The sequence below is a fragment of the Cellulomonas sp. PS-H5 genome, assembly GCF_019265565.1.
Lineage (GTDB): Bacteria > Actinomycetota > Actinomycetes > Actinomycetales > Cellulomonadaceae > Cellulomonas.
The window spans coordinates 1-24,143 of sequence record NZ_JAHVCI010000021.1; the positions used below are offsets into that span (position 1 = coordinate 1).

29 protein-coding genes are annotated in these 24,143 nt (G+C 72.4%); 14 read left to right on the forward strand and 15 right to left on the reverse strand.

Features of this window, described 5'->3' with window-relative positions; all coding sequences use genetic code 11:
* Window positions 1–223 precede the first annotated feature (223 nt).
* The 7 genes from J5O08_RS10120 to J5O08_RS10150 all read right to left on the reverse strand — a co-directional run bounded on the left by J5O08_RS10120 (window position 224) and on the right by J5O08_RS10150 (window position 4,483).
* Entirely contained in the window at window positions 224–547 is a 324-nt protein-coding gene (locus J5O08_RS10120; RefSeq protein WP_218706721.1) for a ribbon-helix-helix protein, CopG family, read from the reverse strand.
* 5 nt (window positions 548–552) lie between these two features.
* Window positions 553–816 carry a hypothetical protein gene (locus tag J5O08_RS10125; protein ID WP_218706722.1) on the reverse strand — a complete coding sequence of 88 codons (264 nt, stop codon included), beginning with the start codon at window positions 814–816 and terminating at the stop codon, window positions 553–555.
* A gap of 2 nt (window positions 817–818) precedes the next feature.
* A complete protein-coding gene (locus tag J5O08_RS10130; protein ID WP_218706723.1) occupies window positions 819–1,532 on the reverse strand; it encodes a ParB/RepB/Spo0J family partition protein in 714 nt (237 codons plus the stop codon).
* Entirely contained in the window at window positions 1,529–2,053 is a 525-nt protein-coding gene (locus tag J5O08_RS10135) for a hypothetical protein (protein WP_218706724.1), read from the reverse strand. The genes J5O08_RS10130 and J5O08_RS10135 overlap by 4 nt, the downstream gene beginning before the upstream one ends.
* A complete protein-coding gene (gene nrdH, locus J5O08_RS10140) occupies window positions 2,050–2,298 on the reverse strand; it encodes a glutaredoxin-like protein NrdH (protein WP_218706725.1) in 249 nt (82 codons plus the stop codon). The genes J5O08_RS10135 and nrdH overlap by 4 nt, the downstream gene beginning before the upstream one ends.
* A gap of 47 nt (window positions 2,299–2,345) precedes the next feature.
* Window positions 2,346–2,927 (reverse strand): hypothetical protein, encoded by a 582-nt coding sequence (locus tag J5O08_RS10145; protein ID WP_218706726.1) that lies wholly within the window; start codon window positions 2,925–2,927, stop codon window positions 2,346–2,348.
* Window positions 2,928–3,577: 650 nt separating this feature from the next.
* Window positions 3,578–4,483 (reverse strand): ArdC family protein, encoded by a 906-nt coding sequence (locus J5O08_RS10150; RefSeq protein ID WP_218706727.1) that lies wholly within the window; start codon window positions 4,481–4,483, stop codon window positions 3,578–3,580.
* Between the two features lie 550 nt (window positions 4,484–5,033).
* Here J5O08_RS10150 and J5O08_RS10155 point away from each other — a divergent pair.
* The gene (locus J5O08_RS10155; protein WP_218706728.1) at window positions 5,034–5,432 is read left to right on the forward strand and encodes a hypothetical protein; all 399 of its coding nucleotides are present in this window, start codon (window positions 5,034–5,036) and stop codon (window positions 5,430–5,432) included.
* Window positions 5,433–5,610: 178 nt separating this feature from the next.
* Here the strand turns inward: J5O08_RS10155 and J5O08_RS10160 are convergent, their stop codons facing one another.
* Window positions 5,611–6,087 (reverse strand): hypothetical protein, encoded by a 477-nt coding sequence (locus J5O08_RS10160; protein ID WP_218706729.1) that lies wholly within the window; start codon window positions 6,085–6,087, stop codon window positions 5,611–5,613.
* Window positions 6,088–6,583: 496 nt separating this feature from the next.
* Window positions 6,584–8,020: a ParB N-terminal domain-containing protein gene (locus J5O08_RS10165; RefSeq protein ID WP_218706730.1), complete on the reverse strand. Its 1,437-nt coding sequence runs from the start codon at window positions 8,018–8,020 to the stop codon at window positions 6,584–6,586.
* Window positions 8,021–9,168: 1,148 nt separating this feature from the next.
* Here J5O08_RS10165 and J5O08_RS10170 point away from each other — a divergent pair.
* Window positions 9,169–9,393: a DUF2188 domain-containing protein gene (locus J5O08_RS10170; protein WP_218706731.1), complete on the forward strand. Its 225-nt coding sequence runs from the start codon at window positions 9,169–9,171 to the stop codon at window positions 9,391–9,393.
* Between the two features lie 110 nt (window positions 9,394–9,503).
* Here the strand turns inward: J5O08_RS10170 and J5O08_RS10175 are convergent, their stop codons facing one another.
* Complete coding sequence (locus J5O08_RS10175) at window positions 9,504–10,046, reverse strand: hypothetical protein (RefSeq protein WP_218706732.1); 543 nt, start codon at window positions 10,044–10,046, stop codon at window positions 9,504–9,506.
* Between the two features lie 702 nt (window positions 10,047–10,748).
* Between J5O08_RS10175 and J5O08_RS10180 the strand changes: the two genes are divergently transcribed.
* Genes J5O08_RS10180 through J5O08_RS10190 form a run of 3 tightly spaced genes read left to right on the forward strand, consistent with a single transcriptional unit; the run spans window position 10,749 to window position 12,765 of the window.
* Complete coding sequence (locus J5O08_RS10180; RefSeq protein ID WP_218706733.1) at window positions 10,749–11,534, forward strand: C40 family peptidase; 786 nt, start codon at window positions 10,749–10,751, stop codon at window positions 11,532–11,534.
* 5 nt (window positions 11,535–11,539) lie between these two features.
* Complete coding sequence (gene ccsB, locus J5O08_RS10185) at window positions 11,540–12,541, forward strand: c-type cytochrome biogenesis protein CcsB (RefSeq protein ID WP_218706734.1); 1,002 nt, start codon at window positions 11,540–11,542, stop codon at window positions 12,539–12,541.
* 29 nt (window positions 12,542–12,570) lie between these two features.
* The gene (locus J5O08_RS10190) at window positions 12,571–12,765 is read left to right on the forward strand and encodes a hypothetical protein (protein WP_218706735.1); all 195 of its coding nucleotides are present in this window, start codon (window positions 12,571–12,573) and stop codon (window positions 12,763–12,765) included.
* Between the two features lie 148 nt (window positions 12,766–12,913).
* On the opposite strand, the gene J5O08_RS10195 is transcribed toward J5O08_RS10190, so the two are convergent.
* The 5 genes from J5O08_RS10195 to J5O08_RS10210 form a co-directional block, all read right to left on the reverse strand.
* The gene (locus tag J5O08_RS10195; RefSeq protein WP_218706736.1) at window positions 12,914–13,771 is read right to left on the reverse strand and encodes a class I SAM-dependent methyltransferase; all 858 of its coding nucleotides are present in this window, start codon (window positions 13,769–13,771) and stop codon (window positions 12,914–12,916) included.
* A 382-nt stretch (window positions 13,772–14,153) separates the two neighbouring features.
* Window positions 14,154–14,969, reverse strand: coding sequence for a cytochrome c biogenesis CcdA family protein (locus tag J5O08_RS10200; protein ID WP_218706737.1), 816 nt, complete (start codon window positions 14,967–14,969; stop codon window positions 14,154–14,156).
* A complete protein-coding gene (locus J5O08_RS20920) occupies window positions 14,966–15,097 on the reverse strand; it encodes a hypothetical protein (protein ID WP_255589584.1) in 132 nt (43 codons plus the stop codon). Before J5O08_RS20920 ends, J5O08_RS10200 begins: the two co-directional genes overlap by 4 nt.
* Window positions 15,098–15,122: 25 nt before the next feature.
* Window positions 15,123–15,758, reverse strand: coding sequence for a vitamin K epoxide reductase family protein (locus J5O08_RS10205; protein ID WP_239192350.1), 636 nt, complete (start codon window positions 15,756–15,758; stop codon window positions 15,123–15,125).
* Window positions 15,755–16,462, reverse strand: coding sequence for a thioredoxin domain-containing protein (locus J5O08_RS10210; protein WP_218706739.1), 708 nt, complete (start codon window positions 16,460–16,462; stop codon window positions 15,755–15,757). The genes J5O08_RS10205 and J5O08_RS10210 overlap by 4 nt, the downstream gene beginning before the upstream one ends.
* A 205-nt stretch (window positions 16,463–16,667) precedes the next feature.
* Between J5O08_RS10210 and J5O08_RS10215 the strand changes: the two genes are divergently transcribed.
* The 9 genes from J5O08_RS10215 to J5O08_RS10255 all read left to right on the forward strand — a co-directional run bounded on the left by J5O08_RS10215 (window position 16,668) and on the right by J5O08_RS10255 (window position 24,132).
* Window positions 16,668–17,042 (forward strand): metalloregulator ArsR/SmtB family transcription factor, encoded by a 375-nt coding sequence (locus J5O08_RS10215; RefSeq protein ID WP_218706793.1) that lies wholly within the window; start codon window positions 16,668–16,670, stop codon window positions 17,040–17,042.
* Window positions 17,039–17,959 carry a cation diffusion facilitator family transporter gene (locus J5O08_RS10220; RefSeq protein ID WP_218706740.1) on the forward strand — a complete coding sequence of 307 codons (921 nt, stop codon included), beginning with the start codon at window positions 17,039–17,041 and terminating at the stop codon, window positions 17,957–17,959. The genes J5O08_RS10215 and J5O08_RS10220 overlap by 4 nt, the downstream gene beginning before the upstream one ends.
* Window positions 17,956–18,459, forward strand: a complete 504-nt coding sequence (locus tag J5O08_RS10225) for an isoprenylcysteine carboxylmethyltransferase family protein (RefSeq protein ID WP_210417389.1) — start codon at window positions 17,956–17,958, stop codon at window positions 18,457–18,459. Before J5O08_RS10220 ends, J5O08_RS10225 begins: the two co-directional genes overlap by 4 nt.
* A 63-nt stretch (window positions 18,460–18,522) precedes the next feature.
* Window positions 18,523–19,224 carry a response regulator transcription factor gene (locus J5O08_RS10230; RefSeq protein ID WP_147794759.1) on the forward strand — a complete coding sequence of 234 codons (702 nt, stop codon included), beginning with the start codon at window positions 18,523–18,525 and terminating at the stop codon, window positions 19,222–19,224.
* Complete coding sequence (locus tag J5O08_RS10235) at window positions 19,221–20,360, forward strand: cell wall metabolism sensor histidine kinase WalK (RefSeq protein WP_218706741.1); 1,140 nt, start codon at window positions 19,221–19,223, stop codon at window positions 20,358–20,360. The genes J5O08_RS10230 and J5O08_RS10235 overlap by 4 nt, the downstream gene beginning before the upstream one ends.
* Before the next feature lie 155 nt (window positions 20,361–20,515).
* Window positions 20,516–21,802: a M23 family metallopeptidase gene (locus J5O08_RS10240; RefSeq protein ID WP_239192355.1), complete on the forward strand. Its 1,287-nt coding sequence runs from the start codon at window positions 20,516–20,518 to the stop codon at window positions 21,800–21,802.
* A 95-nt stretch (window positions 21,803–21,897) separates the two neighbouring features.
* The gene (locus J5O08_RS10245; RefSeq protein WP_239192358.1) at window positions 21,898–22,395 is read left to right on the forward strand and encodes a TlpA disulfide reductase family protein; all 498 of its coding nucleotides are present in this window, start codon (window positions 21,898–21,900) and stop codon (window positions 22,393–22,395) included.
* 73 nt (window positions 22,396–22,468) lie between these two features.
* Window positions 22,469–23,383: a cytochrome c oxidase assembly protein gene (locus J5O08_RS10250; protein WP_239192361.1), complete on the forward strand. Its 915-nt coding sequence runs from the start codon at window positions 22,469–22,471 to the stop codon at window positions 23,381–23,383.
* Window positions 23,384–23,496: 113 nt separating this feature from the next.
* Window positions 23,497–24,132, forward strand: a complete 636-nt coding sequence (locus J5O08_RS10255) for a copper resistance CopC family protein (protein WP_218706744.1) — start codon at window positions 23,497–23,499, stop codon at window positions 24,130–24,132.
* Window positions 24,133–24,143: the final 11 nt, after the last annotated feature.

Consider the following 24,143-nt stretch of genomic DNA (forward strand, 5'->3'; position numbering starts at 1 on the left):
GGCCCGGGGGTGACCCGCGCGCCCGCCCGGGACCACGGCCCGGGCGGGCGCGCGTCGCCGGGGTCCGGGGCCGGAGGCCCTGGCCGCGGGCGCCGGCGCCGGCGCCCGCGGCGCACGGGGTTCGCGACGGCCGGGCGACGGCAACGACGGCCACCTGTCCGCGCGTCGACGCCCGGCCGTCGGGGTCCGACCGTCGTCGGCCGCCGCCCGGGGGGTCAGGACTTCAGCCGGCCTTGACGAGGTACGCGGCGACAGCCTCTCGGACCAGCTGCGACATCGGGACGTGCCTGGCGGCCGCCGCTGCGCGGACCTGGGCGTCGAGCTGGGCGCTGGCGCGCACCTTCCAGACCGGCGACGGGCCCTCGGAACCCAGGCGCGGTCGACCCAGGGCGACCCGCACGGCCTCGTCCGGGTCGTTCTGCCCGGTGGCCTGCATGAGCATCTGCCGGCCAGCCTCGGCGGCGCTCGGGCCTCGGCGCGCCGTGCCCGGCTTGCTGGTCATCTCGCCGCGCTGCGCGCGGTCGGCCAGCTCGTCGTACTCGCTCATCGTGCTCACTCTCCCTCGCTCACCAGGTGCCGGTACAGGTCTGACAGCTCCATCACGTGGAAGATGACCATCGTGCGCGGGTGGCGCTGGGCGACGATCACCTCGAGGTAGCGGTCGGACTGCGCGTGCGGGCGGCCGACGTACACCACCGTCGTCTCCCCAGGTCGCCCTTCCAACTCCTCGCTGCCGACGGCGTGGGTGATTGCGTACAGGGCGTCCTCACGCGAGATCGCGTGTCGCGCTGCGCTGTCCGTCCACTCCACCGGCATGACTAAAGAGTACCACGAAAAGGGACCACAGAATCGGGCCGTTGCGAGGCGTCTTCGGTGATGGCGTCTTCCCAGCACTGGCCGCAGCCGATGCCGCCGACCATCTGGCGGGTGCCGCGGTGGGTGCAGGCGGCGCGGACGGCGTCAGCGAGGCGGTGGGTCTTGGTGAACCAGCCGGTGCGCCGGCCGTCCGTGCGGGCGGGGACCGCGCGTGGGGTGCCGGTGGTGACGCCGCGGGCCAGGTCGACGGCGCTGGACAGCGGCAGGCGGCCGTCATCGAGCATGGCCCGGGCCTCCTCGGGCAGGCGCAGCAGGGCCAGGCGGTCGCGGACGGTGCCGGCGGACCGTCCGCTCTTGCGGGCGATGTCGACGAACGGCACGCCGGCGTCGCGGAGCTTGGCGAACGCGGCCGCTTCCTCGAGCGGGGTGAGCGGGTCGTGCAGGGCGGCGATCAGCATGAGGAAGGTGTGGTCGATCCCGGTTCGGGTGCGCCGGGCGATGACGGGGATGACCTGGAGCCCGACGCGGCGGGCGGCCTCGTAGCGGCGGTGGCCGTCGATGATGCGGAACCGGCCGTCGGCTCTCGGGGTGACGGTGATCGGGTGCAGGATCCCGACCTCGCGCACGGCCGCGACCAACTCGTCCATGCCCCGCAGCTGGCTCCGGATGTTCTCGGGGTTCGGCACGATCCGATCGATGGGCAGGGTGGTGGTCATGCCAGCACCTCCAGCTGGGCAGCGAGGTCGGCGTCGCGGAGCCGGCCGAGGGTGTGCAGCAGGCGCGCGGTGCTGCCCTCCTGGTGCGCGTCGGGGGCGATGATGGCGGGCAGCGCGGTGAGCACGGCGGGCGCGTGGGCGAGCAGGCCCGGGTCGGGCCGCCCTTCGGCGCGGGCGTAGAGGCCGTCTCTCACCTCGCGTGCGGGGCCGGCCGGCTGCGGTCCTCGCCGCCCGTTCAGGGCCCAGGACTGGCGAGCGGCGCGCCGTGCGTCGACCTGGGCTGCTCGGGTCTCGATCCAGTCCCAGATGCTCGCTGCGCGGGCCGGCCCGCGGGCGGGGGCGTCGGGGCGGTGGGCGTCGTGGTCGTGGATCAGCGCGGCGAGCGCGGGCCGCAGCGCGGCGCCGCCGAGCGCCCACCGCGGGTCGCGGGCGCGGATGGTCTCGGCCTCGGCGCGGGACCACAGCGCCCGGTAGGCGAGCTCGTCGACGACTTGGGCCTCGGTCGGGTCGGCGGGGTTCACGGCGCGACGCTCACGTGCGAGTGGTCGGCGAGGGCGGTGATCTGGTCCGGGCGGTACCCGGACCAGTGCTGGCCGTCGGCGACGACGACGGGCGCCTGCAGGTGCCCCAGGCCCATGACGTAGTCGCGGGCGTCGGCGTCGGTGGTGATGTCGACGATCTCGTACTGCAGGCTGGCCTTGTCCAGGGCGCGGTAGGTCGCGTCGCACTGCACGCAGTCGGGCTTGCTGTAGACGGTGATGTTCACGGTGGTCCTCCTGTCGGGTGGGCGGCTGACAGGGCGAGCGGGTGGAGTCAGCGACGGGTGAGGCGCCGCACGATGCGGGCCAGCCCGCCGCGGGGCGCGGGGCTGGGGGCCGGTGCGGGCGCCGGGCAGCCGGCGTCGCACCACTGGGCGATGAGCTCGTGCTTGTCGGCGCGTGCGTCCTCGACGGTGTCGGCGGCCATGTAGCGCTGCTGCCAGGCGTTGTACGCGGGGAGGTCCACGCTCCTGAGCCAGACCTGGGCGAGCGCGCTGGCCCGGTGGAGGCCGATCTGGACTGCCGGGGTGGGGTGCTGGTCGCCGTGCTCGGGATCGGCGACGACGCTGGCGGCGATGACGCTGACGGGGCCGGCTGCGCCGTTGACGTGGGTGCGCAGGTAGGTGAGGACGTCGGCGCGGATGTCGGCGGCCGTCTCACTGCCGTAGGCCTCGGCCCAGGCGGCGGTGTCGATCTCGACGGTGAGGTTCAGGGTGGTGCGCAGGGTGTTCCTCCTGGTCAGAGCCGGTTGGTTCCGGCGCCGGTGGCCTCGGTGCGGCTGGCCATCGCTTCGATAGCCGGAGGCCCATGTCGCAGAGCCGTGGGGGTCAAGGGCCAGACCGACCGACGCAGCCACCGCAGGTGCGGAGCACCTTCCGGGACCGGCTACGGGAGGTGATCGGCCCTTGACGCCCACGGCGGCGCGACAACGATCAGCGGCTCGGATCGATGGGCCCGCAGGTGACCCGCACCCCGCCCGGGACCACAGCACCGGGTTCGCGACGCGTCGCCGGGGTCCGGGGCCGGAGGCCCTGGCGGTGGGCCGCGCCGCCCGCGGCGGCCGCGGTGCACCACGCGCTCGAGGTGAGCGCCACCGGGGTGAGGCCGTGCACAGGTCGCGCGATCCGAACCGCCGGCCGACTGCTCGGGGTGACGGCGCGGCCTGTGTGCGGGCGCCTGCTGGGTCCCGTCGTCCACCTGTGTGCGCCGCGAGCCGCGCAGCGATGGAGCTCGCGGCGTGCCCGGGTGGGCGAGGGGTGCACCGGGCCAGCTGGCTACGGGCTGATCGTCGCCGGGGTCCGGGGCCGGAGGCCCTGGCCGTGGGCGCCGGCGCCCGCGGCGCACGGGGTCCGCGACGGCCGGGCGACGGCAGCGACGGCCACCTGTCCTCGCGTCGGCGCCCGGCCGGCGGTCCTCGCCGGCTCGATGCCGGCGAGGGCCGCGCACCGCCCGGGGGGTGGGGGCCGCGGTGCCCGGCTGCGGTGTGCGGCCGGGCACCGTGGTTGGTCAGGCGGCGGCGTCGAGGTTGGCGGGGGTGGTAATGGCGTCGGCGATGGCGTGCGCGGCGCGCAGCACGTTGGCGGCGGTCGAGCGGATGAGGTCGGTGTCGGCGTCTGACCATCCGGCGACGTACCCGATGGTGTAGGCGCTGGTGTCGAGGCCGAGCAGGCCGGCGACGACGTAGGCGACGGACTCGGCCTCGGTCTCGTAGGTGCCTCGGTGCTGCTGGTACTCCCCGGGCTCCAGGTCGCCGTGCAGGTACGCGTGGGCTGCCTCGTGCAGCGCGGTCTTGGCGGCCTGTGCGGGCTCGACGTCGGTGGCGATGACCACGCGCCGGGTCTTGAAGTCGGTGAACCCGCCCAGGCCCGGGGGCAGCGCCTCGCGCTCGACGCGCCAGCCGCCGGCGGTCAGGTAGTCGCTCACGGCGGTGAGGACTCCGAGGTGGTCGGCGCCGGTGAGGGTTTTCGTCAGGTCGGCGGGGTCGGCGGCGTCGGGGTCGGTCGGGTCGGTCTGGGCGATGTCGAACACGGACAGCACGGGGTACCAGACGCGGCGGCGCTGGCCGTTCTCGTCGGTCTCGGTGCGCTCGTCGTCGGGGGCGTCGGTGCCGTCGGTGATCTTCGCGGTGGCGTATCCGAAGATGCGGATGGCCTTCTCGCCCTTACGGACCTGGCGGCCGCGGGCTTGCCACTGGCGGAACCCGGCGACGCGGGTCGCGTCGGGTCGCTGGGACCAGATGAGCAGCAGGTTGTTCAGTGAGTAGGCGTGGAACCCGCGGGACAGGTCGAGGAACGCGCGCCACTGGTCGGTTCCGCGCAGGGTCTCGACCTGCTCGGCGATGCTGTTGTGCAGGGCGGTGGCCTGCTCGCGGCGCTGCTCGGGGGTGGTGCGGGTGGTGATCTTGCGGGCCATGACGGGTTCCTCCTCGCGTCGGGGTTGGTGGGCCGGTGAGCGCTGGGCGTGCCCGGCCTCACCGGCGTGCGCGAGGTGCCGCGCCGTCCGCGTCGGGGCCCCGCGCGGGGACGGGTGGGGGTGAGGGATCGCATGCCGGCGCGCAGCGTCGGTGTGGGATCGCTCAGGCCCGCACGGCATCGGGTGGGGTGCGGGCGGGGTGGTACCGGCCCTGGTGAGCCGCGATGGCCAGGCACGACGGGACCGACCGGCGCGCTCGGAGGGGTGCTGCGCGCCGTAGGCGCGTCGGGCATCAGCTGGTGCCGTCTGCCGGCGCCGGCTGAGTATCTTGGGCGCGCGGGCACCTACGGCACGCCGGATAGGTGGTCACCTGGGTGTACGCAACAGACGGATGAGTCGCTACGGTGCGGTCCGGCGGCGTCCCGGACCCGATCGCGGGCGCCGTCCTCGCTGGTCGGAGCCGTGGAGGGTCGGCGCCGGCCAGCGAGCAGGACCCGGGTGTGAGGTTCTCGCCCTTGCCACACTCAACGACCTGTCGGGACCGTCGGGCATGGCTCGCAACGACGCGAAGACGCAGACGATCGAGGTCCTGACGACGAACGGCGTGCTGTTCTGCCCCGGAGGACGAACGCCGCTCGACCCGGAGGACGCCGCCCGGGTGTACGAGCTCCTGGTCGATGCCGAGGGAGTGCTCGCGGCCCCGCCGGGCGCCGGCGGGCCGGCGACCGTCGACGGGTCGTGGATCCGCGATCGGGACCGCGGGGAGGACACCCGGGCCCTGACCCTGGTCGTCCTGACGTCGCACCCGGTGCTGCAGTGCGGGCAGCCGCTGGCGGTCGACGAGGCGCTGTGCGCCTACGAGCTGCTGGTGACCGAGCACGGGGTGCTGGTGCCGGGCCGAGGCACGTTCCTGCCGGAGCAGTGGGTGCAAGCCCGGGCCTGCCGGTGACCGCGCCCGCAGCAATGGCCGCGGTCATCAAGCGGATCGTGTGGGCCAGGGACGCGGGCGTCGCTCGTGTGCCAGGCCGTCCGGTGACGACGAAGGCTCGTTCACCGAGCCGGTGAACGAGCCTTCGTCGTACTCGCGTGGGCGCCGAGGAGACTCTGGTCTCAGAAGGCGCGGTGCGTCATCGCAGGCTGACGGCGATGACGTCGGTGACCCTGTCGAAGAGGTTGGTGCTGTTCGGGCCGACCTCGGGGCTCACGATCCCGTTGGCGAACCTGACCTTGGCGGTCCAGCTGCCGGACGTGTACTTGGTGCGAGCCGGCCAGTTGCCCCGCATCGTTCCGGCGCCGGTGAAGCCGTAGTTGGCGTTGGGCACCCCGGTGCCGAACAGGCACATGTTGCCGGTCTTGCACACGTTCGAGGAGGTCGTCAGCGGCGACACCAGGGACTGACCGGTCTCGACCGAGATGATCTCGCCGTTCGAAGGGTTGCTCGTGACGGTCTTCGACTCGTCGGACAGGATGAACGCCTCGAGGTCAGCGGACGTCTCGACACCCGGGACGCTCACCTCGATGCCGTCGATGACGGTCGCGTCGGTGTCGTCGTCGGCGATCGCGGCCTGGCCGGAGATGGCCAGGACTCCTGCGCACGTGGCCACGGCGATGAGGGAACGGAAAGAGCGCATGCGGAAAAGCCCCCTGGAAAATTGCATTCTGGGCGCCAATCGGCGCCCAGACGGAACCTAGCAGGTCAGAGCGCTGCGTCGGGGGACTTTCGATCAGTGGATCTCGAACCGCGAGTAGAGTTGCTGGCGCCCAAATGCGAGGTGCCGGATCGGGCTCGAGCGCGTTCCTGCTGAAGCGGCCCCCAGGTCCGCGGCCGCGGTGAACAGCGTGCGGTGACCGGCTGCGGGCTGATCGTCGCCGGGGTCCGGGGCCGGAGGCCCTGGCGGTCGGTGCCGGCGCTCGATGCGCCCGGCGCCGGCCACACCCGCCCGATGGCTGTGGGCGCGCGGGGGCTCACCAGGATGGGGTGGTGAGTGGTCCTCTCCTCGCTACGGTGTGGCGGGCGGTGGTCCTGCCCCTGCGATCCGCCGCCCGCGCCCGGCCGGAGCCATTCGGACTGGTTCCGGCCGGGCGTCCTGCGGCTGGGGGTCAGGCTGCCGGTGCGGCCGCCTCGGCGGGCTCGGGGTCGGGGTCGGTGGCGGGGGTGCGGCCGCACGCGACCTGCTCGATGTCGGACAACTGGTATCCCCAGGTCTCCAGCGTGGTCAGGTAGTCGGCGGCGCCGCTGTCGCCGGAGGCGTTGCGCCAGGAGTGCACGCCGGTGCACTCCTCGATGGCGGCCAGGACGACCACGAGGGTGATGACGTGCGAGCGGGGGGTGTTGGCCTTGCTCAGCAGGTTGGCGATGTACTGGCGGCCGCCGTACTCGCCGGTGTGCCCGAGCAGGCTGGCGGCGACCTGGAAGCCCCGGTCGGCGGCGTAGGAGAGCCGGGAGGCCTGGTTCACGATGGCGTCGGCGACCAACTCGGCGGCGCCCTTCGGCGGGGTCTTGCGGCGGGCGATGGTGGCCGCCAGCCAGTCGCGCCGCACCTTCTCGGCCGAGCGCCAGGCCGCGTTGTTCTCGCGGACCTGGCGGCGCTCGGCCCGCTCGGCCTCGGACACGGGGGTCCGCTCGGCCTTGGCGGCGGGGTCGGTCCACCGCAGGTGCCCGGCGGCCTTGTAGTCGGTGCAGATGTAGACGGCCTCGGCGGTGGCGGTGGCGTCGTCGTAGTGGACGTAGGCGGCGTGGTGGGGGCAGGTGGCGTGCTGCTCGGGGGTCAGGGGCTCGGTGTGGCCCTTGGCGCGCAGGGCGGTGACCTCGCGGCGGGGGGTGACCTCGTAGTACCCGGGCTTGGGGGTGATGGTGACGCCGTCGGCGGTGAGGCGGGCGCGCTCGGTGTCGAGCGCCTGGGTGCGGGCGCGCTCGTCGCGGATGCGCTGGGCGGCGTGGGCGAGGGAGCCGCCGCGCTCGGCGGCCCACCGCAGGGTCCGGGTGGCGTCCTCGTCGCCGTCGAACTCCGCGAACAGCGCGGCGGACACCAGGTCGAGCGCGTACCCCTCGGCGGCCTCGGCGGCGGTGGTGGACTTGGCGACGGTGAGCCCGGCGGTGACCTCGGCCTTGGTGCGGCGGGTGCGCTTGGCGATCTGGGAGGCGGACAGCCCGAGCAGGGCCAACTGCTCGTAGGCGGCGGCGGTGTCGGGCTGGGTCATCGCGGCGCGGTCGTGGTTCTCGGCCAACTGGCCGATGATCCGCTCGACGTCGCCGCCGTCGGGCACGACGTAGACGGGGATGGCCGGGACCTGCTCCTGGGTGGCGGTGATGGTGCGGCGCTGGCCCTCGCGGACCTTGATGCCCTCGGGAGCGCGGACCGCGGTGACGGGGACGCGGACGCCGAGGTCGCGGATCGACTGGCGGAACTCGGGGGTGATGGCCGCGTCGGTGCGGATGTTGGCGTCCACGATGAGGTCGGCCGGGTTCATGTACAGGAACTCGACGCCGTCAGGCAGTGCGGCGGGTGCGGGCTGGGTGGTGCTGGTGGTGGTCATGGTGACCCTCTCCTCGGTGTGATCCGGTACCGGTTGGTCCGGCCGGTGAGTGCCCGTGTCTTTCGGGCCTCACCGGCAGGCGCGAGGTATCAGGCCGAGGAGCGGGAGGGGCCCCGCGCGAGGCCGGAGCGCTGTGACGTCGCGCATGCCGGCGCGCAGCGACGGGGTGGGCTACGTCATGGCGCGCAGGCATCGGGTGGGGAGCGACGGCCTGATACCGGCCGAGGTGGGCCGCGATGGCCTGGTGGTGGGAGGCCGGCTCGGGCGCCGATGGGGTGCAGCGCGCCGTAGGCGCGACCGGTACCAGCTGGTGCCCCTGGGGCGCCGGCTGGCGGTGGTGCACCTCGAGCGCCCCGGACCCGGGGTGGGGCGAGCAGCTAGGAGCGCGGAGCGCGAGTCGCTGCGAGGGATACGGCAGGCGGCAGGCGCGACGTCGCGTCGATGTTCTCGCAGGTCACGGCGTCGGGGAGCCGGGCGCTCCGGGATCTTGTCCGCCATCTTGTCCGCGAGAAGTTCTCGCAGCGCGTCCGGAAGATCTTGCGCTCGTGGTGACGACGGAACTTCCCGCACTCGTCATGTCAGCGAGTCCCGCTGTGGCTCACGGGCTCTGTGCCCGTTAGCCACCACGGTGTTAACATCCTGATAGCAGTGTGGCGACGCCCCGCCACGGACGAGGTCCATGACGGGACGTCACCACGGTGTTGTGAACTCAGGCTACGAGTTCACGGATGAGGCGAATAACTTCCACGACGACCGGCATGAGTTGCTTCACGAAGGGTGCAACCTTCGCGGCTCGGCCGGTCGTTCGCTGTTCAGAAGCTTCGGTCCTCTGACAGTGCTGACACGGTTCGTCTGCCACTGCCACCACCTCCCATCTCCCCGCAGCTGCGAGGCATGAGGCGACCCCTCCCACCGGGTCCTGGAACAGTCAGCTACGTGATGTGAGGTGGCAGGCACGAGTGTAGGGCGTGGCGTTGACACACCCGCGGCTCGGTCCCCGGGACGGGTCGCGTTCAACGCGCCGACCCCGGTTCCCACGCGAATGCCTGACGATTCCGCGCTTGCCCACCTCGTGCTGCCCCGGCTGCGGATGCCGTCGATCGATGGCGCGGTGAAACTGGCCGTGACGTCGAACTAGGAGGTCTCCAATGAGCCAGGGCAACGGCGTGCACACGGTGCACAGCGACGGTGCGTGGATCAACGAGGTCGCCGGCCGCCAGGTGGGCGACCGGCACGACACGAAGGACGCCGCGGTGGCGGCGGGCCGCGAGGAGGCGATCGCGCGCGGCGCCGAGCACCACATCCACGGGCTGGATGGCCAGGTGCACGAGAAGAACTCCTACGGCCGCGACCCCCGGAACATCCCCGGCTGACCGCGGTCGCGACCGGGCCTGCTCGCGGGTCGGGACGCGCAGGAGCCCCGGGTCGCCGAGGCGCCCCGGGGCTCCTGCCCTGCTCCTGTGCGCGCCGCCGGCGCGCGCCGTCAGCTCCTGGTGATGGACACCAGGGTGATCGGGCTGGTGAACGTGGTCGTCACGTTCACGTTCTGGTAGACGCCGACCGTGGCGCTGCGCCACCAGGTCGTCACCTTGTTGCCGGCGCTGACCTTGGTGACCCCGGAGATCGAGGACTTGAACGTGAGCTGACCGGTCCCGTAGAACCCGATCGTCTTGTTGACGATGCACGCGTCACCGCTCGCGCACCCGGGGCCGCGCTGAGTGATCGCCCGCGTGACGATCGTGGGCTCCTCGACGAACGCCGAGACGTACTCGCCGGCCTCGACGTCGTACAGGGCCTGGACCTGCTGCCCGGAGTTCAGGATCGCGTCGACCTCGTCCTCGCTCTGGACCGCGGCGAGCGCGTCGAGCTCGGCCCGCAGGGCGGTGTCGTCGTTGACGACACCGTCACCGGGCTCGCCCTGCGTCAGCGGCACATCGGGCGACGGCGCGCCGGCGGCGATCGCCGGGGCCGTGCCGAGCAGGACCAGGCCCACCGCCAGTGCCGTCGTGGTGACTTCCTTCAACATGCGCTAGATCCCATCGTTGTACTTTCGCCCCTTGCGGCCAACGTAGCCGCAGGTGAAGGCCGATGTGGGCGCTTTCGCAGAGGAGTGTCCAGAGCAGCGAACGCCGTCCTATCCGGGGGGTCGAAGCTGGATGGTCACGTGCTCCGGTCGCAGGCTCCACCTCCGCGACGGGGACGTCCGGGCGGGCACCCGGCAACGACCGGATTTCGGGACCGGCCAAGATGTCTAGCAGGCGTCTCCGGCCCGGGGGTGGCGTTGACGCACCAGCTGCGGACCGCTGGTCGCAGCCGGGGAGCAGACGGTCCCGGCAGGCTGCAACTCGCCCGGGCGCTCGCCGAGGAGGGCCGACGGCCTCCCGCTTGCCAGCCACGGCCCGAGGTGTGCTAGGGCGTTCTGCGCGGGCGTCCGGGTGGCCCGCAGCCCTTCCCGGCTGGGGAGCGGTGATGAAGGTTCGCTGAAGAGTGCGATGGCGAGCACCAGCGCTTGAGACGCTCCGTCTAGCGTCGCTCGGAACCGGGCGCCGTCCGGGGCCGCGCGGACGCCGAGTCCTGCCACCGCCCGGCTTGTCGATGTTGCGCGGCAGGAGCGGGGGGACCCAGTCTCCACGGGCACTCAACCGCCCTCGGCGGCAAAGCGAGTCCCGGGTCGGTCGAAGAGCTTCGTTCGAACCGACAACGCACCTCGCAGGCGACTGGAGCCCACATGCCTGCTCATCTGCGCGTCAGCTCGCGCAATCGCACTCCCGGCCCCGCCCGGACGCCGTTGACCGACGCCAGCGCGAATGCGCGGGCGACCGGAGCGCTCGCCGGCCGTCGGGTCGGCACGCTTGTCGCAACTTCGGGGCTAGCGGTCTCGCTCACAGCGGTTCCGGCGTCCGCACAACCGGCTGAGAGCAGCGCCGGCATTCTCGATCTCAACGCCCTGGCCGGGGCCCGGGCGTTGGCCTCCGCCGCCCCGAGTGCAGTCGCGCCCGTCACCGCGACCTGGTCGTTCGACGTCCCTGGCGCGACCGCGGTGCTGCCACCGCCTCCCCCGCCGGTGGTCGAGGAAGCGGCTGCTCGACCCGATCAGGCGGCAGCCCGCTCCTCGCGACGAACCGAGCCCACCGAACCGCAGGAGCTGACCGCGATCGGCGCACCAGTGCCCCAGTCCGCGAACGGCAGCGCCGTCGTCGCGGTCGCCTCGGGTCTGGTCGGTGTGCCCTATGTGTACGGCGGCACGACCCCGAGCGGGTTCGACTGCTCCGGCTTTACCTCGTACGTGTACGCGCAGGTCGGCATCAAGATCCCGCGCACGTCGACGGCCCAACGAGACGCAGGCACGGTCGTCCCGCGCGACCAGGCGCAGCCGGGCGACCTGATCTGGTCGCCCGGGCACATCGCGATCTACGCCGGTGACAACCTGCAGGTCGACGCGCCCGTACCCGGCAAGACGGTCCAGATCCGGAAGATCTGGCAGTCCGACCCGTTGTTCATCCGGATCGGCTGATCGGCGTGCCGATCGGAGACCTCAGCACCCTGCTCGTGTGGGGCGCGGTGACTGCGTACGCGATCGCGCTGGTCGCGTACTCGACCGCTCTGGCCCGCGTCGCGGATGCCTCGGCCCGAACGCAGCGCCGCCCGGTCGCCGTCGGTGCCGGCGCGGCCGAAATCACGACCGCAGAATCGACCATCGCCGCGCCCGGCCGCGCGGCGGGGATCGCGCGATCGACCGCCACGCTGGCGACGGCGCTGCTGCTGTGCGGTGTGGTCCTGCGTGGAGTGGCGGCCGGGCGGTGGCCGACCGCCAACATGTACGAGTTCACGATCGTCGGGATCTTGGTCGCGGCGGTGGTCTTTCTTGCCGTACGGCGCACCCGCATGTTGCCGTTCGTCGGGGTGCTTGTGACCGGGATCGCCGTGCTGTCCCTCGTGGTCGCGCTGAACTCGTTCTACCTGCGGGCGGACGCGGTGCAGCCGGCGCTGCAGAGCTACTGGCTGGTCATCCACGTCAGCATCGCCATCGCAGCAACGGGGATCTTCACCGTCGCTTTCGCGACCTCGGTGCTGCAGGTCCTGCAGGATTCCCGCGAGTCCGGGCGGTCCCGGCTGGATCGCCCGTGGCGCGTGGGCGACGAGCTGCGCCGTTCGCTGCGTCGGTGGCGGATCACCGGTCCGTCATGGTTGTGGCTGCGGACGGTCCCCAGCGCGGTGCGCCTCGAGGCGCTGTCGTTCCGGTTGAATGCGATCGCGTTCGTGCTGTGGACGCTGACGCTGATCGGTGGGGCGATCTGGGCTGAGCAGGCGTGGGGCCGGTACTGGGGCTGGGATCCCAAGGAGGTCGCCACGTTCGTCGCGTGGGTGGTGTACGCGGCGTACCTGCACGCGCGCACCACTCGTGGCTGGCAGGGCCGGCGTGCCGCGTACCTGGTCTACGTGGGGTACGCCGTCGTGATCGCGAACTTCACCGTCGTGAACCTGTTCGTCAACGGCAAGCACTCGTACTCGGGCATCTGACGACCGCCCCGGACCGTGAGGACCACAAGGTGCGTAACGAGGCCGGCCAGCCGGGTGGCGACCGGGTCGCGATCATCTGGATCGTCGCGGCTCTGGTCGTCGGCGGCAGCCTGACGGTCGCCGGTGTCGTGGCGAGGAGCGCCGCCCCGATGATCGCGGGGGTCGCGCTGCTCTTCATCTGCTCGACGGCAACTCGGTTCTGGTACTTCCGCCGCCGCGGATGAGCCGACCTGCAGACAGTGCGGCGACGGCCGCGCTACCTCCCACGGGTGTGGCGCACGATCCGGCGCCGCATCGGTGTCCTGGTCTCAGCCCGGCTGGTCGGGTGAGGTCGTCTGACGTCGATCGAGGCGAGGCGTGGGGGCCTGGGGCTCAGCGAATCGAGTCGATCCCAAGGACACCTTCATCGAGTTTCCGTCGCTGGAAGACGAGGACCGCGTTCCCCTGGTACCGGGGAAGAACGAGCCGGCTCAACGAGTAGTCGTGGACGAACTGGAACCCGGTCTGTCGCCGGTAGTCGAACCAGTTCCCGCTGCCGGTCTCGCGAGAGCTGCCGACGACGATGTAGGTCTCGACGCTTGGCGTGCGGAACACTTCACGCTCGAACACGTTGCCGACCGGGGGCCACGAGCACACCACGACCTGGGGTTTGCGGGCACGTAGGGCTGAGACGGCATCCTGGCGTGCGACGTGGTCGGGGTAGTCAATCGACCGCGACCAGCTCTGGTTGTCCGTGGCGACGACGTCGACGCCCCGCTCCTTCAGCAACCGCGTGAGCGTGCCGTCGCCGGCGGCGATCTCCAGGGTCTCGCGCGGCCCGATCAGCTTTGCGAGCTGACGCACGAGCGCCGCGGAGTAGAAGCAGTAGATTCCCCGCGGGCGGACCAGGGGCATGACGTAGCGGCGCTGGCGCGCGAGCGGCCACAGCACCGCGTACGCGAGCATCGAGACAGGTCTGCGCTCCAGGCCGCGCCGGAAGAACAGCCGCTGCAGTACCCGGCCGCTGAACGCGTCGAACGCGATCTGGGACTTGTCGGCCCCGGCTTCAGCCTCGAACGCGGCCCGCTGGATCGCGTGCGCGAGCATCTGACGGCGCACCTCGTGGGCGACCAGGTCCTTCGCCCGCGGCTGCCGGTCCGGCGATCCGGCTCGCGGAGCACTGACTTCGACAACCAGAGCGCGAAGCGCGTCCTCGCCAGCATCCGCTGCACGAACCAGGCGGATCTGCACCTGCTCCCACTCGTGCGGGAAGGTCCGCCGCAGTTCCTCCAAAGTGGGCTCGGTAGCAAGCCACCCAACGACGTCAGACCGGCGGTCGCCGTCTCTACTCATGAGGCCTCCATGCCGGGATCGTCGGGGGTCTCCGACAGCATCGCCGCTGCTCTCGCGGCAACAGGGCGAGAACAGCTCCGTCGTCGATGAAGGTCCGCTGAAGGTTCACCTCAGGAACACCGAGACGATCACCGTTCTGCGGTCCATCCCCAGCCCGGAGGGGGCCTCGCGGGCCTCGCGGCTCACCAGGGCCGGTACCACCCCGCCCCCGACAGGGAATCGATCGCGCGTCCGGTGAGGCGGGCGTGGTTCATGCCTCCGCGCGGCCGGGCGGTGGCTGTCACACCACGGGCTGGAAGATCGCGATCAGCCCCTGCAGGCTCTGCGCCCACCTGCCCCACAGGCCGGTGACCAGGGCGAGCCCGATAAGCACGAGCATGCCGCCGCCGACCACGGAGATCATCCGCCGGCGCCGGCGGACGACCTCGAGCAGCCGCGAGCTGCGCTGCAGCCCGAGCGCGAGCAGCACGAACGGCAACCCGAGACCCAAGGCGTATGCAGACGACAGCAAGGCGCCGCGGGCCGGGGAGCCACCCTCCAGGGAGAGGGCCATCACTGCGGCAAGCGTGGGGCCGATGCACGGCGTCCAACCGAGCCCGAACGTGACCCCGAGCAGCGGCGCGCCCCACAGGGTCGCGGGCGGGCGGCGGTGGACCCGCGCCTCGCGCTGGAGGAACGGCACCCCGCCGAGGAACGCGATGCCCATCACGATCACCACGACGCCGAGCGCGCGCGTGATGGGGTCCTGCCAGCGAAGCAGCGTCCCGCCCAGGGATCCGGCCAGCGTGCCGAGAGTGACGAACACGAGCGCGAACCCGAGGACGAAAAGCGTCACCCCGAGCGCGAGACGTCCCCGGCGCGGCGCCGGTGCGGAGCCCGAGAGCGGGGTGCCGACTGGTTGCATGGTCTGCGCGGTGAGCCCGCTGAGGTACCCCAGGTAGCCGGGAACCAGAGGCAGGACGCACGGTGAGGCGAAGGACACCGCACCCGCGACGAGTGACACGAGCACCGCGAGGAGCAGGGGGCCGGAGAAGGCGGCGGTGGCGAACGTCGATCCGACGTCGGCGGCCAGGAGCACCGCTTCGGTGGGTCTCATGCGGCGGCGACCCGCGCCACCCCGGCGCGGCCCAGCTGCGCGTCCCCGGTCGCGGGGCCTCGCGGCGCGCGGGCGGCGCGGACGCCGTTGTGGATCACGACCACCTCGGCGACCTCGTGGACGAGCACGACGCCCGAGGGCGATGGGTCCCGGTCACGGCAGCAGGGTGGACCAGTAGAACCAGAACCGTTGCAGCGCGAGCAGCGCGATCGTCAGGTACCACGCGGTGAGGATCGTCGAGCGGTAGTCGACGGCCACCGCGAGGGCCGCTCGGGCAGGCCGGGTCAGCGAGAGCTGCCAGCGCTGCAGGTTGCGCAGCGTCACCGACAGGAACAACGGGATCATCACCGCCCACACCACCAGGCAGTACGGACAGAGCGCGCCGATGCGGTAGAGGCTCTGGAACGCGAGCCAGTGCACGAACACCACCCCGAAGGTGACCCCGGCCTGCAGCGCGAGCCAGTACCACTCGCCGAACCGAGCGCCACTGAGCATGCCCGCGGCTGCGGTGAGGACCACTGTGAAGCCCACGATGCCGATCAGCGGGTTGGGGAAGCCGAACACCGACGCCTGCTCCGAGGTCATCACCGAGGTGCAGGACAGGATCGGGTTGAGCGTGCAGCTCGGGACGTGAGTGGGGTCCTCCAGGACCGCGAACCGCTCGAGGAGCAGGGCGAACGCCGCAGCGAGCCCAACCGCGGCGAGGGCCGCCAGGGCGACGGCGCGGCGCCGCTCGGCTGTCCGGGGCTCGAACAGGACCGTATCGGGGGTGGCGGCGACGGCGGTCACGCGCCGCCCGACTCGTCGAGCGCGCGGTCCAGGGCGTCGGTCAGGTCCGAGACGCTGCTGAGCTCCAGGCGCTGCCCGTCGAGGAAGAACGTCGGCGTGCCCTGCACCCCGAGCGCCTGCCCGTCGTCGAGGTCCTGCTGCACGCGCTCCTGGGTCGCCGGGTCCGCGACCGCGTCGTCGTACGCGGCCAGATCCAGGCCCAGGTCCTCGGCGAACGAACGGAACAGGTCGGCCTGTGAGGTCTGCTGCTCGCCCCACTCAGCCTGGGTCTGGAACATCCGGTGGTACATGTCCTCGACCTGGCCCTGCTGCGCCGCCGCCTCCACCGCCAGCGCGGCGTTCATCGCGTTGGCGTGACTCTCGATCGGGAAGTAGCGGATGACGTAGTTGATCTGACCCGCGTACTGCTCGCGGATCTGCTCCACCACGGGGTAGAAGGCGCCGCAGGCCTCGCACTCGAAGTCCATGAACTCGACGAGCGTCGGCGCGCCCGGGCCGGCGTCGTCGAGGACGTAGGAGTCCGCGCGGGTCGCGGGCAGCGCCCCGGCCTCCTGCCGAGGCGCCGGCCCCCGGGGGCCGGTGGCGAGGGCATAGATCAGCAGGCCGGTGATCGCCACGACGACCAGCGCGCCGGCAATCAGGGCGCTGCGCACGCGCGGACTCAGCGGCCGCGGGGGGTTCGCGGCGGCAGCGTCGGTCTTCATGGCGTCTCTCCTGCGGGTCGTCAGGCGCGGCCGCGCGGCAGAGCACGGCTTTGCGGTGGTGAGGAAGAGGGTGGAGCGCTGCCCTCCGGTCGCACGGTAGGCGACCCCAGGCGGCACATCGGCCCTCGGAGGTTGAGATTCGATGAAGGCTCGACCTGAGGTGTGGCACGCGTCGCACACAACGCTCTACCATCGCTGTGTGACGATGACATCCCCAATGGTCGATAATGAGAACGACGCCCGCTCCGCTGATGACGCCGTGCTCACGGCCCCGACCGCCGCGCTGTTCCGGGCCCTCGGCGAGCCGGCCCGGCTGACGATGCTGCGCCACCTGTTCACCGGGGAGCACTCGGTGCGCGAGCTGACCGAGCACCTCGGCCTCGCGCAGTCCACGGTGAGCGTGCATCTGGCCTGCCTGCGGGACTGCGGGCTGGTCACCGTGCGGCAGCGCGGCCGGTCCTCGATCTACGCGATCGCCGACCCGGGCCGCCTGGCGACGCTCGTCGGCGCGGCGGAGGACCTGCTGCGCGGCGGGTCGAGCCCGGACGCGTGCGCGCACCTCGCGGGGGACCAGCGGTGAGCCACGGGCACGACCACTCGCCCGTGGCCGGTGGCGACCACAGGCGCCGGCTCGCGATCGCGTTCGGCCTGACCTCGACGGTCCTGGTCGCACAGGCCGTGGGCGCCCTGATCACCGGTAGCCTCGCACTGCTGGTCGACACCGCGCACATGCTCACCGACGCCGCCGGCCTGGCGATGGCGCTCGTCGCCGCGCACCTCTCCCTCAAGCCGGCGACGTCCCGGCGGACCTGGGGCTACCGGCGGGCCGAGGTGCTGGGCGCGCTGGCGCAGTCCGCGGTGCTGCTGGCCGTCGGCGGGTACGTGCTTGTCGAGGGGATCCGGCGGCTGTTCTCCCCGCCTGAGGTGCCGTCGACCGAGCTCATCGTGTTCGGCATCATCGGCCTGGTCGCGAACGTGGCGGCCATCGCGGTCTTGGCCAGCGGGCGCAAGGCGAACTTCAACCTGCGCGCCGCGTTCCTGGAGGTGCTCAACGACGCGCTCGGCTCGGTCGGCGTCATCGTCGCGGCGGTCGTCATCGCGACCACCGGCTGGCAGCAGGCCGACGCCATCGCTGGCCTCCTCATCGGCGCGCTCATCGTCCCGCGCGCCATCAAGCTGCTCCGCGAGACCAGCGCCGTGCTGCTCGAGTCCACTCCTGCCGGGCTCGACCTCGACGCGGTGCGCGACCACCTGCTGGGCGTCGAGCACGTGCGCGCGGTGCACGACCTGCACGCGACCCTGGTCGCCACCGGCCTGCCGGTCATCACGGCGCACGTCACGGTCGACGACGAGTGCTTCTCCGACGGGCACACCGCCCGCATCCTTGACCAGCTCCAGGACTGCCTGACCTCGCACTTCCCGATCTCGGTCGAGCACTCCACGTTCCAGATCGAACCCGCGTCGCACCGCACGCACGAGCACCTCGGGCACGCATGAGCCGCCGCGTCGGTACGGCGATGCCGCCCGTGGCGTTCGCCGCGGTCGCGGGCGCTGTGCAGCTGGCGGTCTCCCGGGGGAGGCGGCCCACCCCCGGCTCGCTCGCGGCCGCCGCGCTTCCTGCCGCCACCGCGGCGTGGCTGCTCGGCGACGCGCTCGTCCGATTCCGTCGCGCCCGCACGACCGTCGACCCCCTCGCCCCGGCGGGGGCAAGCACGCTCGTGACCACCGGGGCCAATCGGGTCAGCCGCAACCCGATGTACCTGGGGATGGCCGCGGCACTGCTCGCGCACGCGGTGGCCCTGCGGTCGCCCGCCGCGCTCGCCCCGGTGGCCGGGTTCGTCGCCGTGCTCACGGCCGGGCAGATCACTGCGGAGGAAGACGCGCTTGACGAGCGGTTCGGGGAGTCCTATGCGCGGTACTGCGCCGAGGTCCCCCGATGGGCCGACCTGCGCTCAGTGCGGGTGGTCGCCGCTACCGGTTCCATGAAGATCCGATGAAGGCCGCGCCCGGCCCCATCCAGGGTCGCTCGAAGCGGCCGACCACACGTGCGAAGGTGCCGCATGCCCACTGACACCGAACGCGTGCGCGTGCTGGTCGTCGAGGACGAGAGCGTGCTCGCCGCCGTCATCGGCGACTACCTACGTGCCGACGGCTACGACGTGGCCGTGGTCGGCGACGGCGCCCACGCGCTGGAAACCGCCCGCTCGATCGCGCCGCACGTCGTGGTGCTCGACCTCGGCCTGCCCGGAGTTGACGGCATCGAGGTGTGCCGGCGTCTGCGGGAGTTCTCCGACGCCTACGTGGTGATGCTCACCGCACGCGCGGACGAGACGGAGGTGCTGCAGGGCCTGCGTTCCGGTGCGGACGACTACATGACCAAGCCGTTCCGGCCGCGCGAGCTGCTCGCCCGGGTCCGCACGCTGCTGCGACGCGCTCGCACACCCGGCCCGCTGGCACCGCCGACGCGTGAGATCGGCGGCCTGCGCGTGGACCTGCGCAGCCGCGAGGTCACACTCGAAGGGGCGGCGGTGGACCTGACGCCGACCGAGTTCGACCTGCTCGCCTGCCTGATCGACAACGCCGGGACCGCCATGTCGCGGCGCGCGCTGATCGAGGCGCTGCGGGGGGAGAACTGGTTCGGCGACGAGAGCCTGATCGACGTGCACGTGCTGCACCTGCGGCGCAAGCTCGGCGACGACGCCGCGACTCAGCGGTTCGTCCGCACAGTGCGCGGCATCGGCTACCAGCTGGGCGACGGATGAGCCGCGCACCGTGGCGGGGCTGGGGGGTCGCCCTCCGGCTGAGCGTCGCGCTCTCGGCGGTCACGCTGGTCACCGTCGCGACCGCCGGGCTGGTCGCCTCGCTGATCGGGCCCGGGATCTTCCACGAGAACCTGTTGCAGCACAACGAGGACGCGTCCGACGACGCGACCGAGCACGCCGAAGCGGCGTTCGGCACGGCTGGCAGCGTCTCGCTGGGCGCGGCCCTGCTGCTCGCGCTGCTCGTGTCCTCGGTGTTGAGCATCTGGATCGCGGGGCGAGTGACCCGGTCGCTGCAACCGATCGTCGCGGCCGCCGGGAGCGTGGCGCGTGGGGTGTATGACCGCCGGGTTCCCGTCCCGGGGTTGGGCGCCGAGTTCGACGACGTCGCGACCGCGATGAACGCGATGTCCGAGCGCCTCGAGCACGTCGATGGCACCCGCCGCCGGCTGCTGGCGGACCTGGCCCACGAGATGCGCACGCCGCTGGCCACCCTGACCGTGTATGTCGACTCGATCGAGGACGGGCTGCGGGACCCTGACGCCGCGACGCTGCAGGTGCTGCGCGACCAGGTGAACCGGCTGAGCCGGCTCGCGGAGGACGTCTCGGCGGTGTCACTCGCCGAGGAGCGGCGCCTGCCGCTGCGCCTCGCGGACGCCGCCCCGGAGGACCTGGTGCGCGCCGCGGCCGCTGCGGCCAACCCTGCCTATGCCGCCAAGGGCGTGTACCTCCAGGTCGACACCGCGGCCCGCGCCCCGGCAGTCGTCGTGGACCGCGACCGCATCGGGCAGGTCCTGGCCAACCTTCTGGACAACGCGCTGCGGCACAGCGACCCCGGAGCCGCCGTCGTCGTGCGGGTCCGCGCCGAGCGGGACGCCGTCGCCATCGGCGTGCACGACACGGGCGACGGCATCGCCCCGGAACACCTGTCCCACGTGTTCGACCGGTTCTACCGGGCCGACGCGGCCCGCGACCGGGACCACGGTGGCTCAGGGATCGGGCTGACGGTGAGCAGGGCGTTCGCGGAGGCACACGACGGATCGTTGGAAGCCGCCAGCCCCGGCGCCGGGCAGGGCGCCACCTTCACGCTCCGGCTACCCGCACGGCGGGCACGAGCCGGCGCAGACAGCGCCAGATGAAGGAACGCTGAAGGCGCGCCCCCGCGCCGCTGCGTCGTCGACGCCCCGGCCTACCGTGGTCGCGCCCTCGCGTTCCACGACAGGAATCCCGCATGCGTCGACCCGTTGCCCGCCCCCCGCGTCTGTGGCGCCGCGCAACCGCGACCCTGGTCGCCGTGGCCGTCCTGGTGGCTCTCGCCCCCGCAGCGGGCTCAGCTGACGACCTCGACGACCGGCGACGTGCAGCCCAGGAACGCGCTGACGCCGCCCAGCGCCGCGCCGAGGACCTGCAGGCGTCGATCGAGGGCCTGTCCGCCGACCTCGCGCAGGCCGTCAGCGATCTCGCAGCGACCGAGGCCCGGCTGCCCGCCGCCCAGCAGGAGCTCAGGACCGCACAGGACGAACTGGCCGGCGCCGAACGGCGCGCCGAGCTCGTGCAGGCCCGCCTCGTCGACGCCACGGACCAGCGCGACAGCATCAGCGCCGACCTGACCGAGAACGCCGCACGCGACCAAGACGTCCGGGACAGCATCGGCCAACTCGCGCGCCAGGCGTACCAGGGCGGGGGTGACATGTCCGCCATCGCGGTGGTCCTCGACGCCCAGAGCGTCGATGACTTCAACCGCCGCTACCAGGCCGCCGCGACCGCGCAGCGCGCCCAGCGCGAGCTCGTCCAGGAGCTTGCCGACCTCGCCGGCGACGCCCGGAACGCACAGACCCGTCTGACCGCCGTCACCGATCGGATCGGCGAGCTGAAGGCCGAGGCCGAGGCCGAGGTTGTGCGCGCCGACCAGGCTCGCGCCGCCGCAGCGACGCGTGAGCAGGAGATCGAGGACCTGATCGCCGACCAGCGCTCAACCCAGCAGCGCCTAGCCGGCATGAAGAACCAGGCCGAAGCCGAGCGCGCCCAGGTCGAGAGCGACCGCGCCGCGGTCGAGCAAGAGCTCGCCGGCATCATCGCCGAGCAGCAGCGCGCCGCCGCAGCCAAGCCGGCGCCCGCGGCGCCCGGCGCACAGCAACCGGCCGCGCCCCCGCCGCCCTCCAACGGCGCGGGTGCGATCTTCGCCAACCCGACCTCGATCAACCCGATGTACGTCACGTCCAGCTACGGCATGCGGCTGCACCCGATCCTTGGGTACACGCGCCTGCACGCCGGGATCGACCTACGCACCTACTGCAACACCCCGCTGTACGCCCCGCGCGACGCGACCGTGCAGTGGGCGCAGCGGCGCGGGACGTTCGGCAATCAGGTGATGCTGAACTACGGCACCGTGAACGGTCAGCCGATGATGAGCAGCTCGAACCACCTCACGAGCTTTGCCGTGTCGACCGGTCAGCAGGTGCGCCGGGGCGACCTCATCGGTTACTCCGGCAACACGGGCCTGTCTGGTGCCTGCCATCTGCACTTCGAGGTGTACGTGAACGGTTCCACCGTCGACCCCGCACCGCTGCTGGGGCGGTGACCAGGATGCGTACTGCTCTCCGCGCAGCGGCACTTGTCGCTACTGCCGTTGTGGCGCTGGCCGGGTGCGCCCCGTCCGAGACCACGGGCGCGAGTGTGCCGAACCAGGGCTACGTCTCCGGCGACGGCAGCGTCCAGACCTGGGACGTCGACGAACGGGGCGAGCCGGTCGCGGTCACCGGCACGACGTACCAGGGCGAACAGGTCGACACTGCGGACTGGCTCGGGCAGATCGTGGTGCTCAACACCTGGTACGCCGCGTGCCCGCCGTGCCGGAGCGAGGCGCCGACGCTCGCCGCGCTCGCCCGCGACCGCGCAGACGACGGCGTTCGTCTGCTCGGGATCAACGTCGAGGACGCCGCGGGCGCGGCGCTGGCGTTCGAGCGCACCTTCGACATCCCGTACCCGTCGATCGACGACTCCGGGGGCACGGCGGTCAGCGCCCTGTCGGGGACCATCCCGCTCCAGGCCGTTCCCACCACCGTGATCCTCGACCGCCAGGGACGAGTCGCCGCACGAATCGTCGGCCTCGCCGAGGAATCCACCCTCGGCGCCGTCGTCGACGACGTCGTCGCCGAGTCAGGTGCGCCGTGACCGGGCGCCGCGACACCTGATGCTCCCCGCGGACTTCTCAGGGCCGGCTCGGATCCCGACCGTCCCGCCGGGTATGGCCTCCTACCTCGCGCCGTGGATCCAGCCGGTTCCCGTGCTGCCGGTGATCGCCGTGCTTCTCGGTTCCGCCTACGTCATCGGCGTCATCCTGCGGCACCGCAGCGGGCACCGGTGGCCCGTGAGCCGGACGCTGTCGTTCCTCGGCGGGTGCGTCGTGCTGCTGATCGTCACCGGGGCAGGCGTCGAGGGCTACGGCTACGAGATGTTCTCGGTCTTCATGTTCCAGCAGCTCACCTTGATGATGTTCGTCGCTCCCCTGCTGGTGCTCGGCCGACCGGGCACTCTGCTCCTGCACGCGGCCCCGCATCACGGACCGGGCCGGGTGCTCCTGGTCGGGGCGCGCCGCGCGCTGCGGTCGCCGATCGCCGCCGCAGCGTTGCACCCGGCAGTCACGGTGCCGCTGTTCCTGCTCGCGTTCTACGGCCTGTACCTAACCGACGCCGCCGGTGTTGTGCTGTCCTCGTGGTCCGGGCACACGGCCCTGGAGGTGGCGCTCCTCGTCGCGGGCGTGCTGTTCGCGGCCCCGGTGCTGTCGCGTGACCCGCTACCGCGTCGACAGAGCCACGCCGGGCGTGCGCTGGACGTGGCGGTGGAGATGCCGCTGCACGCGTTCTTCGGGGTCGTACTGATGATGGCGACCATGCCCGTGGTCACGGCGTTCGGGCACCCGCCAGCTAGTTGGGGGGTGGACTTGGTCACCGACCAGCAGACCGCCGGTGCCTTGGCCTGGTCCTACGGGGAACTGCCCACGCTGATCGTGCTGCTCATCGTCTTGTCCCGCTGGCACCGTGAGGAGACGGTCAGCACCGCGCTGCGCGACCGCCGCGCAGACAGGGACGGCGACGTCGAGCTCGACGCCTACAACGCCTACCTCGCCGGTCTCGCCGCCCGCGACCGGCGCACCACCTGAGCGACCCGTCCCGCCGGGTCCCCGTTCCGAACCACGTCCACTAGCAACCGCGCCACCCCGAGAGGTCCGACATGCACCACGTCCCCACGCCCACGCCGCTGCGCCGACGGTCGGTGGCCCGCCTCGCGCTGATCCCGGTGCTCGCCCTCGCAGCGTTTGCCGTGTCCACCGGTCCGGCCGCCGCGCACTCGGGGATGACGGGCTCGGATCCTGCGGACGGCGCAACGGTCGATGTCGCGCCCGACGCCGTCTCGCTCACGTTCAACGAGGCACCGCAGGCGCTCGGTACCGAGGTCGCGGTGGTTGGTCCCGATGGAGCGCGCGTCAGCGAGGGCGTAACCACGGTCGCCGACGTCACGGTCACCCAGGCCCTGTCCGCGACTCGACCTGCCGGGACCTACGTGATCCAGTGGCGGGTGACCTCTGCCGACGGGCACCCGCTGTCCGGTGAACTCACGTTCACGGCCTCGGCCGGTACCGGCGTCCAGGCGTCGGTCGACGAGGGATCCACCCATCCAGAGCCGGAACCGATCCAGGAGACCACCGCACCGAGCGCCGAGAACACTGCAGAGACCGCCGCGCCGAGCGGCATGGACGAGGAGGAGATCTCCTGGCAGTGGGGCCCGACCTCGATCATCGCCCTGGTCGCGATCGCTGCCGCAGCCGGCGCACTCGTCGTGGTCGCGCTGCGCCTGCGCCGACGCAACTTCGGGACCCGGGGCGAGGACCTGGAGCACGGCGACCGGTGATCCCAGCTTAG

Excerpts from the sequence above, each read along its gene's own strand:
- J5O08_RS10235 (WP_218706741.1), top strand. The coding sequence starts at position 19,221 with ATGAGCCGCGCACCGTGGCGGGGCTGGGGGGTCGCCCTCCGGCTGAGC.
- J5O08_RS10250 (WP_239192361.1), top strand. The coding sequence starts at position 22,469 with ATGGCCTCCTACCTCGCGCCGTGGATCCAGCCGGTTCCCGTGCTGCCG.
- J5O08_RS10210 (WP_218706739.1), bottom strand. The coding sequence starts at position 16,462 with ATGAAGACCGACGCTGCCGCCGCGAACCCCCCGCGGCCGCTGAGTCCG.
- J5O08_RS10155 (WP_218706728.1), top strand. The coding sequence starts at position 5,034 with ATGGCTCGCAACGACGCGAAGACGCAGACGATCGAGGTCCTGACGACG.
- J5O08_RS10215 (WP_218706793.1), top strand. The coding sequence starts at position 16,668 with ATGACATCCCCAATGGTCGATAATGAGAACGACGCCCGCTCCGCTGAT.
- J5O08_RS10225 (WP_210417389.1), top strand. The coding sequence starts at position 17,956 with ATGAGCCGCCGCGTCGGTACGGCGATGCCGCCCGTGGCGTTCGCCGCG.
- J5O08_RS10175 (WP_218706732.1), bottom strand. The coding sequence starts at position 10,046 with ATGTTGAAGGAAGTCACCACGACGGCACTGGCGGTGGGCCTGGTCCTG.
- J5O08_RS10170 (WP_218706731.1), top strand. The coding sequence starts at position 9,169 with ATGAGCCAGGGCAACGGCGTGCACACGGTGCACAGCGACGGTGCGTGG.
- J5O08_RS10180 (WP_218706733.1), top strand. The coding sequence starts at position 10,749 with ATGCCTGCTCATCTGCGCGTCAGCTCGCGCAATCGCACTCCCGGCCCC.
- J5O08_RS10120 (WP_218706721.1), bottom strand. The coding sequence starts at position 547 with ATGAGCGAGTACGACGAGCTGGCCGACCGCGCGCAGCGCGGCGAGATG.
- J5O08_RS10130 (WP_218706723.1), bottom strand. The coding sequence starts at position 1,532 with ATGACCACCACCCTGCCCATCGATCGGATCGTGCCGAACCCCGAGAAC.
- J5O08_RS10200 (WP_218706737.1), bottom strand. The coding sequence starts at position 14,969 with ATGAGACCCACCGAAGCGGTGCTCCTGGCCGCCGACGTCGGATCGACG.
- J5O08_RS10230 (WP_147794759.1), top strand. The coding sequence starts at position 18,523 with ATGCCCACTGACACCGAACGCGTGCGCGTGCTGGTCGTCGAGGACGAG.
- J5O08_RS10165 (WP_218706730.1), bottom strand. The coding sequence starts at position 8,020 with ATGACCACCACCAGCACCACCCAGCCCGCACCCGCCGCACTGCCTGAC.
- J5O08_RS10150 (WP_218706727.1), bottom strand. The coding sequence starts at position 4,483 with ATGGCCCGCAAGATCACCACCCGCACCACCCCCGAGCAGCGCCGCGAG.
- J5O08_RS10125 (WP_218706722.1), bottom strand. The coding sequence starts at position 816 with ATGCCGGTGGAGTGGACGGACAGCGCAGCGCGACACGCGATCTCGCGT.